The organism is Aeromonas sp. 600948, from assembly GCF_049174875.1.
Lineage (GTDB): Bacteria > Pseudomonadota > Gammaproteobacteria > Enterobacterales > Aeromonadaceae > Aeromonas > Aeromonas veronii_A.
Genome location: NZ_JAAKTY010000003.1, coordinates 62,891 through 78,137 on the forward strand (window position 1 = coordinate 62,891; position 15,247 = coordinate 78,137).

Sequence of the window (15,247 nt, forward strand, 5' to 3'; positions counted from 1 at the left end):
ATTCATCAAGGTTGGATGGTGCGCCACTGAACAGGTGGCCAGATAGTTCATGCCAGGAGGGCGTGAACCGGACGAGTGCTACGAATTTAACGACCACCAGGATATCCCATGAATACCAGTACCATGACCATAGGTAAAAAACTCACCGCCGGCTTTGCCGTGCTCGGTTTGATGGTCGCCTTTATCGGCGGTTTTGCCCTTGTCCAGTTTGGCAACATGAATGATGTTGCCATCCGGTTTACCGACAGCATCTTGCCAGCGGTCAATCGCACCAGCGCGATCGGGGATTCTCTCGGTGAGCTGCGTCGTTATGAGCTGGGTTATTTCGTGGTGGCCGCCGAGCCGCTGAAAAGGGCTGAATATCGGAATATTGCCAGTCAACAGCTTAACTCGATCGCGCAGCAGCTGATTGCCCATGACAAGACGATCTGGCCTGAGGATGTGGCGGAGCGCCGTACCTTCGATACGGTGAAATCTGACTGGGATCGTTACGTCGCCCTGCACCAGCGAGTCAAACAACTGCAAGACAGCGATCAGCTTGCCGAAGCCCAACGCATCTTCCTTGAGGAGGGGGTTCCCCTTTATACCGCGCTGAGCAAGTCAGTGGCCTCCCTGATCCAGATTAACCATGGTTATGCGTCTGAATCCCGCAGTGACATTGTCGCCTCTTACCAATCCGCCAACCTGAGCGTCACCATCGCACTGGTGCTCGGTCTGATCCTAGTGGTGGTGCTCTCCGTGGTACTGACCCGCCAAATTCGCGACCCGCTGATCATGCTGGCCCGTCAGGCCCAGCGCATTGCCAATGGCGATCTGGGGCAGGGCGAACTGCAGCAGTGGATCCGTGACAGCCGCTTCAACCGCGACGAACTGGGTCAGCTGGGCTCCGCCATCAACCGGATGCAGGGTTCCCTCTCCGATCTAGTGAGCGAGATCGCCGGCTCCGTGAGCCAACTCAGCAGCGCAGTGGAGGAGGTGAGCGCCATCTCCAGCCAGTCTGCCAGCGGCATGGCCATCCAGCAGAACGAAGTCTCCCAGGTGGCGACCGCCATGAACGAGATGCAGTCCACCGTCAACGAAGTGGCCCGCAACACCACGGATGCCATGAGCGCCGCCAAGGATGCCTCGCGCACCTCTGCTGCTGGCAGCGAAGTGGTACGCAGCTCCATTGCCAGCATCGAAGAGGTGTCGGTCAAGATTGAACAGGCGGGCACAGTGGTGCAGCAGCTGGAGGCCGATAGCGCCAATATCAGCGTGGTGCTGGATGTGATCCGCGATATCGCCGGTCAGACCAACCTGCTGGCCCTTAACGCTGCCATCGAAGCGGCCCGTGCCGGTGAGCAGGGCCGTGGTTTTGCGGTCGTTGCGGATGAAGTGCGTTCATTGGCCCAGCGTACCCAGGACTCCACCGCCGAGATCAGCAAGATGATCGAGCTGCTGCAGAGCCGCGCCGCCGAGGCGGGCAACGCCATGCAGCTGAGCCGTCACCAGATGCAGGAGAGTGTCGGTCTGGCACGGGATGCCGGTACCAGTATCGAGACCATCAACGGTGCCGTGGTGCGCATCACCGACATGAACACTTTGATCGCCACCGCCACCGAAGAGCAGAACGCGGTGACCGAAGAGCTCAACCGCAGCATCGTCAACATTCACAATGCCGCTGACGAGAATGCCCAGGGCGCTCATCAGATCGCCCAGGCTTGCGTCGAGCTGAGCAAGCTGGCCAACACCCTGCACCATATGACCCAGCGCTTCACCCTCTAAGGGTTGATGCATGGATAACAGAAGGCCCCGCAATTGGCGGGGCCTTGTTGTTTCTGGCGTTGTGGAAGGGCTCAGCTCAGGCCGACTATCTCGCCGTTCTCATCGATATCGATATGGCGATAGGCCGGCAGGCTGCCAAGGCCCGGCATGGTCATGATGGGGCCCGCCAGTGCATAGACGAAGCCGGCACCGGCGCAGAGCTTCACCTCGTCGATGGGCACCTCGAAATCGGTCGGCACCCCTTTGAGGGCGGGGTCATGGCTGATGGAGAGCGGCGTCTTGGCCACGCAGATGGGCAAGTGATCCCATCCTTCGGCAGAGAGTTGGGCCAGCTGCTGGCGCGCTCTGTCGGAGAGCTGCACTCCGCGGCCGCCGTAGCCGCACTCCACCAGGGTCGTCAGTTTGGCGTCGAGGCTCGCCTCGTCGGGGTAGAGCAGTTTCACCTTGCCGGGTTGCTCGCAGGCGGCCACCACGGCGCGGGCCAGCTCGCTGGCACCGGCACCACCCTGAGTGAAGGAGTTGGATATGGCCGCGCCACAGGCACCGGCTTGCTGCGCTTCATGGGCCAGCAGCGCCAGTTCGGCCTCGCTGTCGGTGGGGAAGCGGTTGATGGCGACCACCACCGGCACCCCGTAGCGGCGGGCGTTCCGGATATGCCAAGCGAGGTTGGCGCAGCCCTGCTTGAGGGTCGGCAGATCTTCCCCTTGCAGGCTGGCTGGCAGCGGCTGGCCCGGGCGGATATCGAGCAGGCCGCTGTTGGCCTTGAGGCCGCGCACCGTTGCCACCAGCACCACGCAGGCGGGGGTAATACCGGATTGGCGGCTCTTGATGTTGAAGAACTTCTCCAGCCCCATGTCGGAGCCAAAACCCGCCTCGGTCACCACATAGTCGGTCAGGCCAAGGGCGATGCGATCGGCGATCACCGAGGAGTTGCCGTGGGCGATATTGGCAAAGGGGCCAGCGTGCACCAGCACCGGCGTCTGCTCGGTGGTTTGCATCAGGGTTGGTTGCAGCGCATCTTTGAGCAGTACCGTCATGGCGCCTGCTACTTCCAACTGTTCGGCGGTAATGGGCTTGCCGTGGATATCGCGGGCCAGCTGGATGCGGCCGATGCGCTGGCGCAGGTCTTTCAGATCGCTTGCCAGCGCCAGAATGGCCATCAGCTCGGAGGCGGCGGTGATGACGAAGCGATCGCCGCGTTCCACCCCATCGGCTGCCCCACCCTGACCGATGGTGAGGTGGCGCAAGGCGCGATCATTCATGTCGAGGGTGCGCGGCCAGAGGATGTTATCGGCATCGATATCGAGCCGCGGCAGGCCGGTTTTGGCGGTGAACTGGTCGCCGAGTTTACGCTCATGGAACAGGCGGGCATCGAGGGCTGCAGCCGCCAGATTGTGAGCCGCCGTCAGAGCGTGAAAATCGCCGGTAAGGTGGAGGTTCATCTCCTCCATCGGCACCACCTGGGCGTGGCCGCCACCGGCAGCGCCCCCCTTGACCCCGAATACCGGGCCGAGGCTCGGCTGGCGGATAGTGGCGATGCTGTGCTGGCCGATATGGTTGAGCCCCATGGAGAGGCCAAGGGTGGTCACCGTTTTCCCTTCACCGAGCGGGGTAGGGGTGATGGCGCTCACCAGTACCAGCTTGCCGCGCTGTTTGGGCTGAGACGTGAGCAGGTCGAGGCTGAGCTTGCCTTTGTAGTAACCATGGGGGCTGAGCAGGTGCTGGGGGATGGCGAGGCGTTCTGCCAGCGCGTGGATTGAGAGACGGGGGGACTGGCGGGAGATCTCGATATCGCTTAGCATCAGCACCTCGTTGGCATATCGGGGTAAAATATGCGGCGCAGTCTAGTGGAATATAACGGGTAATCCAATGACGAAAACGATTTTATTTGGTGGGGGTGAGGTTCGTCAGAATCCTGTTCTGCTGGATCTCAACGAACTCTATCATCCCCCCAAGCAGCCGATGACGGCGCTGGGGATTGTCAGCGCGCTGGTGCCGCTGTTCGGTTTCGGCTGGCAGGCGATGACCCAGGACCCCGAAACCCAGCTGCGCCACGAGATCCGCAAACGGGTCAACAAGCACAAGACCGACGAGGCAAACCTCATTCTGATCCTGCAGCTGGCCGCCATGTTTGACTGCCCCGAGCTTGAGGTGGCGCTCCCCTATGCCCTCAGTGAACCGCAGTTGTCGGTGATCCGCACCCGGCTGCCGCGCTGGCAGTTGAGTCTCGAGCAGGAGCGTTTGCTGGCGAAGCTGGTTCCTGCCGCGGCCCCTGGCCAGCGTTAGGTTTCAAGCCGGACCAGCAGGCCGGACAGTCAGGCCGTATCCTCTGCTCTGGCAATCATCACGGCTTATCCCACTGTTGCGGGGCGAGATAGCGCTCCTGCACGAACTCGATAAAGCAGCGCACCTTGGCCGAGACGAAGCGGCGGTGCGGATAGACCGCATAAAGTCCCACCTCTCCCTTGTCCCACTCTGGCAGCAGGCTGACCAGCTGCCCTGACCGCAGCGCCTCCCCCACGATAAAGGTGGGCTGCAATATGATGCCCTGATCATCACAAGCGGCGCGGGTCAGCGCCACCCCGTTGTTGGCCCGCAGCGGCCCCTGTGGCCGGATGCTCTGCTGCTCGCTTCCCCGTTTGAAGTGCCACTCCGGCTGGGTCAGGGTGTAGATCAGACAGTCGTGCTGTTTGAGATTCTCGGGTTTTTCCGGTCTGCCCTTGCGTGCCAGATAGGCGGGGCTGGCGCAAAGCTCGACCCGAATGGTGGCAAGCTGGCGCGCCACCAGCGAGGAGTCGCTGAGGTGGCCGATCCGCAGCGCCAGATCGAACCCCTCTTCCACCAGCGCGACCCGCCGGTCGCTGTACTCGATATCGAGCTTGAGATCGGGGAAGCGCTGGCGAAACAGCGGCAGGGCGGGGGATAGGTGCAGATAGCCAAAATCCATCGGCACCGAGAGCTTGAGGGTGCCGTTCGGCTGCTGGTTGTGGTGGGTCAGCTGGCTGTGGGTCTCTTCCAGCTCCGCCAGCAGGGCGAGGGAGCGCTGGTAGTAGAACTGGCCCGCTTCGGTGGGATTGACCTGACGGGTGGTGCGCGACAGCAGCCGGGTGGCGAGGGACTCCTCCAGCTGCTGCATTAGCTTGGAGGCCATGGCGACCGAGATGCCGAGCTGGTTGGCAGCCCTGGTAAAGCTCTGGCACTCCACCACCTTGATAAAGGTACGCATGGCGGCGATCTGGTCCATTTTCCATCCTCAGTAAATAATGAATTTAATAAATCACTGATTATTCATCTTCAGAACGAGGTTAGCATTTTAACCACTGATGTGAACCCCAAGATGAAGGAACGAACGGATGAAAATGACCAAGGCTCTGCTGGCCTCCTGCCTGTTTATGGCTACCCCTCTGATGGCGGCGGATTACGATGTGGATGCGGCGCACACCACGGTGCAGTTCAAGGTGGGTCACCTGGGCTTCTCCGAGCTGGTGGGTCGCTTCAACACCTTCAGCGGCACCTTCAGCATGGATGACGCCAACCCGGCGGCCGCCAAGGCGAGCTTTGAAGTGGATGCCGCCAGCGTCGACTCCAATCACGAGGCCCGCGACAAGCACCTGCGCAGTCCGGACTTCCTCGACGTGAAGCAGTATCCCAAGATGACCTTCGTCAGCTCCGCTTACGAGGGCACCAAGGATAAAGGCGTGCTGAAAGGGACCCTGACTCTGCACGGTGTCTCCAAGGAAGTGGCCTTCGATCTGGTCAAGATCGGTGAGGGCAAGGATCCCTGGGGCGGCTACCGCAGCGGCTTCAACGCCTCCACCACCATCAAGCGCAGTGACTTTGGCGTGAGCTACATGCTGCCCGGCATTCCGGACGAGATGAACATCAACCTGTTTGTCGAAGGCGTGCGCAAGTAATGGGCGCGGAACTTCTGCTGCAAACCCTGGCGGCTCCTCTGGGAGCCGCTTTGCTATCGTGGCGCTGGCCGCGACTGGGTTATCTGTGGGGCGCGCTGGCGCTCTGGCTGGTGGGCTCATTGCTCGGCGGTCTCTATGGTATTCCGGCCAAGGCGTGGCAGTGGCTGCCGCTGACCCTGCTGGTGCCCGCCATTGCGGCTCAGGTGAACGATCTGCGCGGTTCACAGCTGCTCTTTGCGGTGTTCAGTGCGCTGGTGTGGTGGCAGGGATTGGCCTCGGTACTGGCGAGCGAACCCGGGATCTGGCTGGCGCTACTGCCCGCCATCCTCTGGTTTGGCTGGAGCACCTTGCGCTGTGACAGCCGCGAAGGGCTCGGGTTTGCCCTCGGCTTTATCTGGTTGGCACTGGTGATCGGCATCGATGGCAGTCTGCTGATTGCCCAGCTGGCCGGTGCGCTGGCCGCTTTCGCCGGTTTTCGCGCCCTGCTTGCCACCTTTGTTGACATCAAGGTAGCACCCGCCGGTCTGGCGCTGGCCCTCGCCTTCGTCCAGATGCTGGCCTGGCAATATGTGGAGGTGCCGCTGGTGGTGTTGCTGCCGGTCTGGTTGCTGCCGCTGCTGGAGTGGGCGTTACGTGACAAACCCTGGCCAGTGCGTTGGAGTGGGCTGATCCTGCTCGCTGCCGCGGGAACCGGGCTCAGCCTATGGTGGGTCTGGCCTGCTGCTTCTTTGTACTGATACTTGTGTGGAAAATGGTCAAATGGCGCCATTTTTGCATACCTGCTCATACTCTTGGCAGATAATGATTGAGCCCCCTATGTGTTTCAGATAAAAAGGATTTTCATTTTATTTGGACACACACAGAACCCGGCCGCGCCGGGTTCTGTTTGCCTGCTTTGCGGCACATAAGGAGGCCACAGTTGCGCAGTCAAGGATCTGAGCATCTGTTTTTTCGCCATTTCACCGGACAGGGACGTATCGATGGTCTCTGCATTCTGCTGGTCACTCACCTGCTTCCCGATCGCCCCCGTTTTATCGACGCTCTCGGTCAGATTGGACGGATTGGTGCCATTTTGCCCAAACCGAAATCGGTACACTGCCCGACCCTGGAGTGGGTATCCCAGCACTATCCGGTGCTGCCCCTCAACCGACGCTGGACCAATGAACCCGACAGCCTCATCCAGCAGATTGCGCCGCTGGTGGCCCCCCACGAGCGGTTGCTGATCCTCGATATTGGCGGTTACTTTGCCAAAACCCAGGTGATCTTGAGTGAATACTTCGGCCCCCGTTTCCTCGGGGTGGTGGAGATGACCGAGAACGGCCATCAACGCTATGAGCAGGAGGTGCTGGCGACCCCGGTGGTGTCGGTGGCACGCAGTCCCCTCAAGCAGGCCGAGGATATCCAGATTGGTTTGAGCGTGGTCTACTCCGCGGAGTCGCTGGCTCGTAATCTCAACCGTACTTTCAACGTCTGCGAAGCCGTGCTGTTTGGCTATGGCAAGGTGGGGCGCAGCATCGCCCGCGACCTGCGCTGTCGCAATCTTCATCTCGGGCTGGTGGAAACAGATGTGCTGCGACAGGTCGAAGCGCTCTCTCACGGTTTTCGCTTGATCACCAAGGCTGAAGCCTTGAGCCGCGCCGAGCTGGTGATCTGCTCTACCGGCAACGGCTCGCTGGATTTGGCGGATCTGCAGGCGCTGCGCCCCGGCACCATGGTCGCCTCGGTCACCTCGGCCGATGACGAGTTTGCCTTCTCGCTGGCCCAGTTGCCGTGGCCGAGCGAAGAGGTGTGCCCCCATGTGCTGGCCCTCAACCGGCCGGATGGTACCCAGATCTACCTGCTCAACCGGGGCGAGGCGGTCAACTTCGTCCATGGCGCCGTGATTGGCGAATATGTCTATCTGGTGCTGGCGGAGATCATGGAAGGGATCCGGATGCTGGCGGCAGGCCCTCTTGCTCCCGGCCTGTTCGAGCTGCCAGAATCGGCGATGCGTACCATTGCCCGCCATTGGCTGGCCGATTTTCATGGGGTTGATCAGCGCTGATTTGACCGAACCGGGATTGGCCATTGGGTGGCGGTACGCCATTTCCCGCCATTGGCCGCTTTTTTTATGGAGTCACTCATGACCGAGTCTGAAACCCTGATCAGCAAACCCCGCATCGAAATCCGCTACTGCACCCTCTGTCGCTGGATGCTGCGCGCCGCCTGGCTGGCGCAGGAGCTGCTTTCCACCTTTGACAGCGATCTGGGGGAGGTGGCGCTGGTGCCGGCCAGCAAGGGGGAGTTCCGCATTCTGGTGAACGGGGTGCAGGTGTGGGATCGGGTGGTCGATGACGGCTTCCCCGAGGCCAAGGAGATCAAGCAGCGGGTGCGCGATGTTATCGCCCCTGAGCGGGATCTCGGCCACTCGGATCGCAAGGCGGCCGAGTAACGCCAGATGGGCCGAGCGCCTCGAAAAGGTGCTGAGCATGAGAGCTAAAGGAGAGGGAGGCGATGGCCTCTCTCTCCTTTTTTGCCTTTGGCTGTTTGCCTGGCGCCTGCAGGGCTATGAGCGCGGCTCGGCCAGATGACTGCCGATATAGCGGGCCCGCTTGTGGGGCTTGATGCGGCTCACATCGACCCACACCAGCCCGTCGATGCAGTGGTTGAAGTCGGGGTCGATACCAAAGTCCATAAATTGCACCCCGCCCGGCTCGCACAGCTCGGAGTACTGCTTGTAGAGGGTGGGGATGGCGCAGCCCAGATTGTCGAGACGGGCCTTGAGTGCTTTGAGAGCGGCGCCGTAATCCACCCCTTCGAACAGAGGCTGCGTCTCGGGGTAGGGACGGCGGGAGGGGGCCAGCGCCAGCTCGGGGGCAAAGTGCTGGCGGTAGAAGCTCACCAGCAGATCCTTGGCCGCCGGCGGCAGGCTGCCGGAGAGCGACACCGGGCCAAACAGGTAGCGGTAGCGGGGATAGCGGGCCAGATAGGCACCGATGCCGAACCAGAGATAATCGAGCCCCCGCTTGCCCCAGTAGGCGGGCTGGATAAAGCTGCGGCCAAGCTCGATGGCCTGCTCCAGCCGGGGCAGCAACTTATCCTCAAAGCCGAACAGGGTGTGGCTGTAGAGGCCATCCTTCCCCTTGCTGGCCAGCAGCTCCGCCACCGGGGCAAAGCGGTAGGCGCCGATAATGTCGAGTCGGGCCGGATCCCAGAGGATCAGGTGGTGATAGTCGTTGTCAAAACCATCGAGATCCCGCCGCTTGCCAGACCCTTCCCCCACTGCGCGAAAGGCGATCTCCCGCAGTCGCCCCAGCTCGCGCAGGATCACCGAGTGGCTCAGTTCGTGGCGGCGGTAGAGGTAGATCCCCTGACCATCCGGGGTGGTGCCGAGCTGTTCGCAGCTTTCGATGGCCTGTTTGAGCTGGCGGCGATCCCCCGGCAGGGCGATGGGGGCCTCGGTCTGCAGCCGTCCCGCCTTGCCACGGCCAATCCGGTAGAGGTGGTTGCGCACCAGCCGCGCCGCCGTCTTGGCGGGCAGCTCCTGAAAACTGCCGAGCGGAATGCGCGCTCCTATGGTCACCGGCAGGGTCTGCCCCTGCTGGCGAAACAGCTGGCGCACCAGCAATAGGGCGGAGGCGGGCTTGTTGAGCCAGGAGGCGAGATAGAACCAGAGGCTGTTGCGCCCTCCCAGATGGATGGGCACCAGCGGGGTGCGGGTGCGCTGGGCCAGCTTGATAAAGCCTGCCTGCCAGGGGCCATCTTTCACCCCCTTGAGGCCAAGCCGCGAGACTTCGCCTGCGGGGAAGATCACCAGTGCCCCTTCATGGGCGAGGTGTTCGTTCATGGCGAGGATGGCCTGTCGATCGGTCTTGCCCTCCATATTGTCCACCGGCAATAGCAAAGGGCGCAGCGGCGCGAGCTGGGCCAGCAGCTGGTTGGCGACGATCTTCACATCGGGGCGGATGCGGCCGAGCAGTTGCAGCAGCGCTAGTCCGTCCAGCGAGCCGATGGGGTGGTTGGCGACTAGAATGACCCGGCCGCTGGCGGGAATATGCTCCAGCTGCGCCTCGCTGACCCGATAGTCGAAATCGAGCTGGGTCAGCGCCTGCTCGACAAAGTCGAGGCCGCGCAGGTGCGGGTAGCGGGCGGCAAAGTCGGCAAAGGCACGTTCGTTGAGCAGCCAGCCCAGCAGCCGCTTTAACAGCGGGGTGAGCAGGGGGTAGCCAAGCAGGCGGGGGAAGTGCTGGGTCAGCAGGGTATCGATAGTGAACATCTGGGGGGCTCCGGCGATCCGTTGCTCCCAGCATGATGTGACACTGTTCCCGCGACATGTCAGCGGGATGACAATTTGATGGCAGCGGCGGCCAGTTGCTCCTGAGCGACCCTCCCCGGTTTCCCTTTCTTGATGGGTGATGGCCAGATAGCAAGGGGGGAGCCGGTTAACCGGCTCCCCCCCTCGGTGGTCGTGGTAAGGATAGCGACTCGATTAGCCGCGCCAAGCCGCGGTGAGGCGCACCAGCTCCACCAGGGTGGCGACCGATTTCTCCATGGATTGCAGCGGGATGAACTCGTGCTTGCCGTGGAAGTTGTGGCCTCCGGTGAAGAGGTTGGGGCAGGGCAGACCCATAAAGGAGAGACGGGCGCCATCGGTACCGCCGCGAATGGGCTTGATCTTCGGCACCACGTCGGCGGCCTCCATGGCGGCCTTGGCGAGCTCGACGATATGCATGTGCGGCTCGATCTGGCTGCGCATGTTACGGTAGCTGTCGGTCAGGGTCAGCTCGATGCGGGCCTTCGGATACTCGGCCTGCAGGGCGGCCACCCGGTTCTGCATCTCGGCTTTGCGCGCGGCGAAGTGCTCGTCGTCGAAGTCACGGATGATGTAGTGCAGGGTGCTCTCCTCCACGGTGCCGCTCATCTGGGCCAGATGGAAGAAGCCCTCATACCCGTCGGTGCACTCCGGGGTCTCGTCGGCTGGCATGGCGGCGTGGAAGCGGGCGGCCAGGGTTTGGCTGTTGATCATGCTCCCCTTGGCGGTGCCGGGGTGGACGTTATTGCCGATAAAACGAACCGTGGCGCTGGCGGCGTTGAAATTTTCATACTCCAGCTCGCCCAGTTCGCCGCCATCCACGGTATAGGCCCACTTGACCGGGAATCTCTCCAGCGGAAACAGGTTGGCGCCGCGGCCGATCTCCTCATCCGGAGTAAAGCCGACCCAGATATCGCCGCGGGGGATCTCGGGGTGCGCCTGCAGGTGGTCGATGGCGGTGAGGATCTCGGCGATACCCGCCTTGTCGTCGGCGCCGAGAAGGGTAGTGCCGTCGGTGGTGATGAGATCCTGACCCAGGTAGTTTTTCAGGAAGCGGTAGTCACGGATGGCGAGCACCTCGTCACCCTTGCCAAGACAGATATCGCCGCCCTGATAGTTCTCGATGATTTGCGGTACTACGTGTTCCGCCTCGTAGTCGGCGGTATCCATGTGGGCAATCAGGCCGATGGCGGGGGCGTCCGGCTGGTTGCCTGGCAGGCAGCCGGTGAGGTAGCCGTGCTCATCCAGGGTGACTCGGGTCAGCCCTAGCGACTTCATCTCTTCTTGCAGGGCACGGGCAAAGATCAGCTGGCCTTCGCTGCTCGGGCAGGCTGGATTGGTCTCATCGGAGCGGGTATGAAAAGTTACGTAACGCAGAAAACGCTCAAGCAGGGTATCCATTAGTCAGCCTCTAACCGATTGTGAGCGGCCATTGTGGCCAATCCGTGCGGGGCACTCATTGCGTCAGCGCAGGTTTTTCCCATTTTTTGACGCAAGGGGAGAGCGGGTGAGGTGCGGCGTGCGACGCAACGTCCGGGAGGGAGATCGCATAAATGTGGCATTTATTGCGATATTTAGGCGCTGGCGGTGGCGGCCAAATTCCCCTCAGCCACCGCACAGCAAGGCGTCAGCCCAATTGTGGCGTTTTCACACACTTTTCAAGGGGAAACCGGGCTGTCGCATAACCTGCGCCATCCCAGAGCCCGCCTGCCCGCCAGCAAGATTTGATCGACTCATTAAAAGGGGATTTTGAACACTATTTTTTATTGTCACTGCCCGCGGTAAGTGTGTACACTCCGCGCCGATCCAAGGGCAACCCTGAAGCAGGCAGAGCCGCCAGAAACCCGACCGATCATACGCCTATAGGGCGAGGCACGCAGAAACGACAGACACTGCTGGGGAATGGTTTCTTTAATACCGGTTAGGCTCCGGTATCAGGGAGAACAACAGACTCTCATCCTTCATTTGACCGAGTGGGCCACCGGCTCATCATCTTCCCTTGTCATGGGCGGTCACTGACGGTGAGGTGGGCTGTGGTTGTTGTCGTCTATCAACACGCATGCGTGCTGGCGCCTTCGCTTCTCTTCCTTGGAACCCTCTCCTTCTGTCGGGATCGCTGCCGAATGATGAACTGACGGCGTGGCTGATGTCGTCTGTCATCAAAGTACCGCGGCGCTACGGCATAGTGGCACCGCATACCGTTGAGCTTGATGTAAAGCCACCAGCCCCACATCAAGACTCGTTACTTCCCCAAGATCCACCAGGCAGCCTCTGGCTTGCCGCGATGTGCAAAGCGCTGGTTTGGGTGGCTGCGTCTCGTGATGGCAGCGCTCGCCGTACTCTGCACTAGATGGTCTGGATGTGATTGAGGGTAACGAAGGCGACTTTGGGTCGCTCATTTGCGAGGCATAGCCCATGACTAACTGGTCCAGCAAGGACTCCTTGAAGGTCTACAACGTTCCCTACTGGGGTGCGGGTTTTTTCAATATCAATGACGCCGGTCATGTGACCGTCGCCCCCGACAAATCACGCCCTGACGCGCATATCGTGCTCTCTGACGCCATCGAACAGTTGCGTCAGTCCGGGCTGACCACCCCCGTGTTGCTGCGCTTCCCTGACATCCTCAAGAGTCGGGTCGATGCGCTGTTCAACGCCTTTGGTCAGGCCATCGAGAAGTCTGGCTATGAAGGGGACTACCTCTGCGTTTACCCGATCAAGGTAAACCAGCAGCGTCGTGTCATCGAGACCATCAGCCAGTCCTACAGCGACAAGCCCCGGCTTGGCCTGGAAGCTGGTTCCAAACCGGAACTGCTGGCCGTGCTGTCCCATCACCATGAGCAAGGCTCGGTGATCGTCTGCAACGGTTACAAAGACCGCGAATATATCCGCCACGCCCTCTTGGGCAACCTGATGGGCCACAAGGTCTACATCGTGGTGGAGAAGCCCTCCGAACTGGAAATGGTGCTGGACGAGTCAGCTCGTCTCAACATCAAGCCCAACATCGGGGTGCGTGCCAAGCTCGCCTCCACCGGCTCCGGCATGTGGGAATCGAGCGGTGGCTCCATGTCCAAATTTGGTCTCTCCGCCTCCCAGATCCTGGCGCTGATCGAGCGTCTGCGCGGGCTGGGCAAGCTGGATTGCCTGCAACTGCTGCACTTCCATCTGGGTTCCCAGATCGCCAATATCCGCGACATTCAGGGCGGCATCCGCGAGTGCGGCCGTTTCTACGCTGAACTGCGTCGCCTCGGTGCCAACATCGAAGTCGTGGACGTCGGCGGCGGCCTGGGGGTGGACTACGAGGGAACCCGTTCCCAGAGCCACTGCTCCGCCAACTACAGCCTCTCCGAGTACGCCAACAACGTGGTATGGGGTATCGGCGATGTCTGCCGCGAGTTCGATCTGCCGCACCCGACCATCATCAGCGAGTCTGGCCGTGCCCTGACTGCCCACCACGCCGTGCTGGTCACCAATATCATTGGTGCCGAAGGGGTGGAGATGAACGACATCAGCGCGCCGGACGAAGATGCGCCGACCATTCTGCAGAACATGTGGAAAGGCTGGCTGGATCTGCGCAGCGAAGATCCCTCCCTGCTGGAGATCTTCCATGACTCGGTGGCAGATCTGGGTGACGTGAATACCCAGTACACCATGGGCCTCTTGAACCTTGAACAGCGTGCCTGGGCCGAGATGCTGCACCAGAACACCTGTCTGGCGCTCAAAGAGATGCTCAACCCGGTCAACCGCAACCACCGTGCGCTGGCTGACGAGCTGAGTGAAAAGCTGGCGGACAAGTGCTTTGCCAACTTCTCCCTGTTCCAGTCCCTGCCGGATGCCTGGGGTATCGGTCAGGTATTCCCGGTGATGCCGCTGGCCGGTCTCGATCGTCCGCTTAGCCGTCGCGGTATCCTGATGGATATCACCTGTGACTCCGACGGTCAGGTCGAGCACTATGTCGACGGTCTGGGGGTCGAGAGCACCCTGCCGATGCCGGTCTACGGCGAGAACGAAGAGTGCCACGTCGGCTTCTTCCTGGTCGGTGCCTATCAGGAGATCCTCGGCGATCTGCACAACCTGTTCGGTGACACCCACTGCGCGGAAGTGTGGCTGGACGAAGAGGGCAAGATGGACATTCGCAACGTGGTGCGTGGCGACACCGTCGACCAGCTGCTGCGTTACGTCAACATCGACCCGTCCGTGATCCGCGAAAACTACCAGCGGATCGCTGCCCACCCGGCTCTGGACGATGCCACTCGCAAAGCCCTGCTCGACGAGCTGGAGCTGGGCCTGCAAGGCTACGCCTATCTGGAAGACGAATAAGCCTTCTGTTTGCCCCTCGCTTTTGAGGGAAAATCAAAAACGGCGCCTGCGGGCGCCGTTTTTGTTACCGGGGGCCATCCGGCGATATGACGGTGCGCTCGGTCCATCTTCATTTGGATAACCTATGATGGCTCGGGGCATCCGCAAGCCACAGATCTGGCAGATATCTATCCCTTTCAGCCGCTTCCATTGATCTGCATCAAGCTTGAACCTCGGTGGTTATTTTACGGTCAAGATTGATGTTGATGGAATGTAACAAAAGGATGTGCATATGGAACTGAAAAGGGACCCGAGATGCTATACCGACGTCTGTATCGACGGTAAGTGGTATCACTACGACCACTGCAGCACCAACGTCTACATGCTGATGGGGGGCGCTGCCCCGAGCCTTCAGCTGGCCTATGAGCCGAGCAGCGAAGAGGAGCTGATCGAGATGCTCCAGCAGCTGGGGCGCTTCTGACTTACCGAATTGATGTCTTGCCATATGGCCATCGGGCACGTTGCCACGATGGCCACCACTCTTCATCGCTGCAGCTTATCTCAGCGAGTTTTTTTGCCAAATAGCCCCTTGCCTAGCTCCAGCATGGCGATGGCCGCGGCGTAGCTGCTATCGGACTTGCCTATCTCATCCGCCACATAGAGAAAATTGGATTGGTACTTCTCGACGGCCTCCCGTGGAGTGGTCGCGTCAATAAAGTCCTCCTCCACCTCGAATCCTTGGGTCAGCAGTGCCGCCTTTTCACTCAGAAAGGTCGGAGATGCCATGTCGATAAAGGTGTATTGCTGCCGATTGGACGCCGGAATGGTAAAAAACTGGTATCTGGCCATGGGTGAATCCTCGCTTGAAGCGGGTGATAAATGACGTGACGCTGGTTTTAATCTGTGGCTCGCAGGTGGCTTCGTTTCCCTCGACGTCGCAGACAGTGCGTGTCGGGAATGCCGCATTTTGTTTTCGTTCGAG

The 15,247-nt window shown here is 60.9% G+C and carries 13 protein-coding genes; 8 read left to right on the forward strand and 5 right to left on the reverse strand.

Going from position 1 to position 15,247, the window contains the following annotated elements; genetic code table 11:
• Positions 1 to 108 precede the first annotated feature (108 nt).
• On the forward strand, positions 109 to 1,764 hold the full coding sequence (locus G5182_RS03440) for a methyl-accepting chemotaxis protein (protein ID WP_216961774.1): 1,656 nt from the start codon (positions 109 to 111) through the stop codon (positions 1,762 to 1,764).
• Positions 1,765 to 1,835: 71 nt separating this feature from the next.
• Here G5182_RS03440 and G5182_RS03445 read toward each other — a convergent pair whose 3' ends face one another.
• A complete protein-coding gene (locus tag G5182_RS03445; RefSeq protein ID WP_421254191.1) occupies positions 1,836 to 3,566 on the reverse strand; it encodes a formate--tetrahydrofolate ligase in 1,731 nt (576 codons plus the stop codon).
• A 67-nt stretch (positions 3,567 to 3,633) separates the two neighbouring features.
• Here G5182_RS03445 and G5182_RS03450 point away from each other — a divergent pair, with 67 nt between their 5' ends.
• On the forward strand, positions 3,634 to 4,050 hold the full coding sequence (locus G5182_RS03450) for a hypothetical protein (RefSeq protein WP_244775612.1): 417 nt from the start codon (positions 3,634 to 3,636) through the stop codon (positions 4,048 to 4,050).
• Between the two features lie 58 nt (positions 4,051 to 4,108).
• On the opposite strand, the gene G5182_RS03455 is transcribed toward G5182_RS03450, so the two are convergent.
• The gene (locus G5182_RS03455; protein WP_421254192.1) at positions 4,109 to 5,008 is read right to left on the reverse strand and encodes a LysR family transcriptional regulator; all 900 of its coding nucleotides are present in this window, start codon (positions 5,006 to 5,008) and stop codon (positions 4,109 to 4,111) included.
• A gap of 109 nt (positions 5,009 to 5,117) precedes the next feature.
• Here G5182_RS03455 and G5182_RS03460 point away from each other — a divergent pair, with 109 nt between their 5' ends.
• From G5182_RS03460 to G5182_RS03475, 4 genes are all read left to right on the forward strand, one after another.
• Positions 5,118 to 5,678 (forward strand): YceI family protein, encoded by a 561-nt coding sequence (locus G5182_RS03460; RefSeq protein ID WP_005334411.1) that lies wholly within the window; start codon positions 5,118 to 5,120, stop codon positions 5,676 to 5,678.
• Positions 5,678 to 6,415: a hypothetical protein gene (locus tag G5182_RS03465; protein WP_421254193.1), complete on the forward strand. Its 738-nt coding sequence runs from the start codon at positions 5,678 to 5,680 to the stop codon at positions 6,413 to 6,415. The genes G5182_RS03460 and G5182_RS03465 overlap by 1 nt, the downstream gene beginning before the upstream one ends.
• A gap of 182 nt (positions 6,416 to 6,597) precedes the next feature.
• On the forward strand, positions 6,598 to 7,722 hold the full coding sequence (locus G5182_RS03470) for an adenosylhomocysteinase (protein ID WP_421252472.1): 1,125 nt from the start codon (positions 6,598 to 6,600) through the stop codon (positions 7,720 to 7,722).
• Between the two features lie 78 nt (positions 7,723 to 7,800).
• Positions 7,801 to 8,109: a SelT/SelW/SelH family protein gene (locus G5182_RS03475; RefSeq protein WP_005344153.1), complete on the forward strand. Its 309-nt coding sequence runs from the start codon at positions 7,801 to 7,803 to the stop codon at positions 8,107 to 8,109.
• A 114-nt stretch (positions 8,110 to 8,223) separates the two neighbouring features.
• On the opposite strand, the gene G5182_RS03480 is transcribed toward G5182_RS03475, so the two are convergent.
• Together G5182_RS03480 and pepT are read right to left on the reverse strand one after the other, a co-directional pair.
• Positions 8,224 to 9,933 (reverse strand): lysophospholipid acyltransferase family protein, encoded by a 1,710-nt coding sequence (locus G5182_RS03480; RefSeq protein ID WP_421254194.1) that lies wholly within the window; start codon positions 9,931 to 9,933, stop codon positions 8,224 to 8,226.
• A gap of 213 nt (positions 9,934 to 10,146) precedes the next feature.
• Entirely contained in the window at positions 10,147 to 11,370 is a 1,224-nt protein-coding gene (pepT, locus tag G5182_RS03485) for a peptidase T (protein WP_421252471.1), read from the reverse strand.
• 1,014 nt (positions 11,371 to 12,384) lie between these two features.
• Here pepT and speA point away from each other — a divergent pair.
• Together speA and G5182_RS03495 are read left to right on the forward strand one after the other, a co-directional pair.
• Positions 12,385 to 14,286, forward strand: coding sequence for a biosynthetic arginine decarboxylase (gene speA, locus G5182_RS03490; protein ID WP_005344160.1), 1,902 nt, complete (start codon positions 12,385 to 12,387; stop codon positions 14,284 to 14,286).
• A gap of 271 nt (positions 14,287 to 14,557) precedes the next feature.
• A complete protein-coding gene (locus tag G5182_RS03495) occupies positions 14,558 to 14,746 on the forward strand; it encodes a hypothetical protein (protein ID WP_005334402.1) in 189 nt (62 codons plus the stop codon).
• Between the two features lie 80 nt (positions 14,747 to 14,826).
• On the opposite strand, the gene G5182_RS03500 is transcribed toward G5182_RS03495, so the two are convergent.
• On the reverse strand, positions 14,827 to 15,114 hold the full coding sequence (locus G5182_RS03500) for a hypothetical protein (RefSeq protein WP_421230705.1): 288 nt from the start codon (positions 15,112 to 15,114) through the stop codon (positions 14,827 to 14,829).
• Positions 15,115 to 15,247: the final 133 nt, after the last annotated feature.

Bases quoted from the DNA above. Each gene is read 5' to 3' on its own strand.
- G5182_RS03440 (WP_216961774.1), top strand. From the start codon at position 109: ATGAATACCAGTACCATGACCATAGGTAAAAAACTCACCGCCGGCTTT.
- G5182_RS03445 (WP_421254191.1), bottom strand. From the start codon at position 3,566: ATGCTAAGCGATATCGAGATCTCCCGCCAGTCCCCCCGTCTCTCAATC.
- G5182_RS03450 (WP_244775612.1), top strand. From the start codon at position 3,634: ATGACGAAAACGATTTTATTTGGTGGGGGTGAGGTTCGTCAGAATCCT.
- G5182_RS03455 (WP_421254192.1), bottom strand. From the start codon at position 5,008: ATGGACCAGATCGCCGCCATGCGTACCTTTATCAAGGTGGTGGAGTGC.
- G5182_RS03460 (WP_005334411.1), top strand. From the start codon at position 5,118: ATGAAAATGACCAAGGCTCTGCTGGCCTCCTGCCTGTTTATGGCTACC.
- G5182_RS03465 (WP_421254193.1), top strand. From the start codon at position 5,678: ATGGGCGCGGAACTTCTGCTGCAAACCCTGGCGGCTCCTCTGGGAGCC.
- G5182_RS03475 (WP_005344153.1), top strand. From the start codon at position 7,801: ATGACCGAGTCTGAAACCCTGATCAGCAAACCCCGCATCGAAATCCGC.
- G5182_RS03480 (WP_421254194.1), bottom strand. From the start codon at position 9,933: ATGTTCACTATCGATACCCTGCTGACCCAGCACTTCCCCCGCCTGCTT.
- pepT (WP_421252471.1), bottom strand. From the start codon at position 11,370: ATGGATACCCTGCTTGAGCGTTTTCTGCGTTACGTAACTTTTCATACC.
- speA (WP_005344160.1), top strand. From the start codon at position 12,385: ATGACTAACTGGTCCAGCAAGGACTCCTTGAAGGTCTACAACGTTCCC.
- G5182_RS03495 (WP_005334402.1), top strand. From the start codon at position 14,558: ATGGAACTGAAAAGGGACCCGAGATGCTATACCGACGTCTGTATCGAC.
- G5182_RS03500 (WP_421230705.1), bottom strand. From the start codon at position 15,114: ATGGCCAGATACCAGTTTTTTACCATTCCGGCGTCCAATCGGCAGCAA.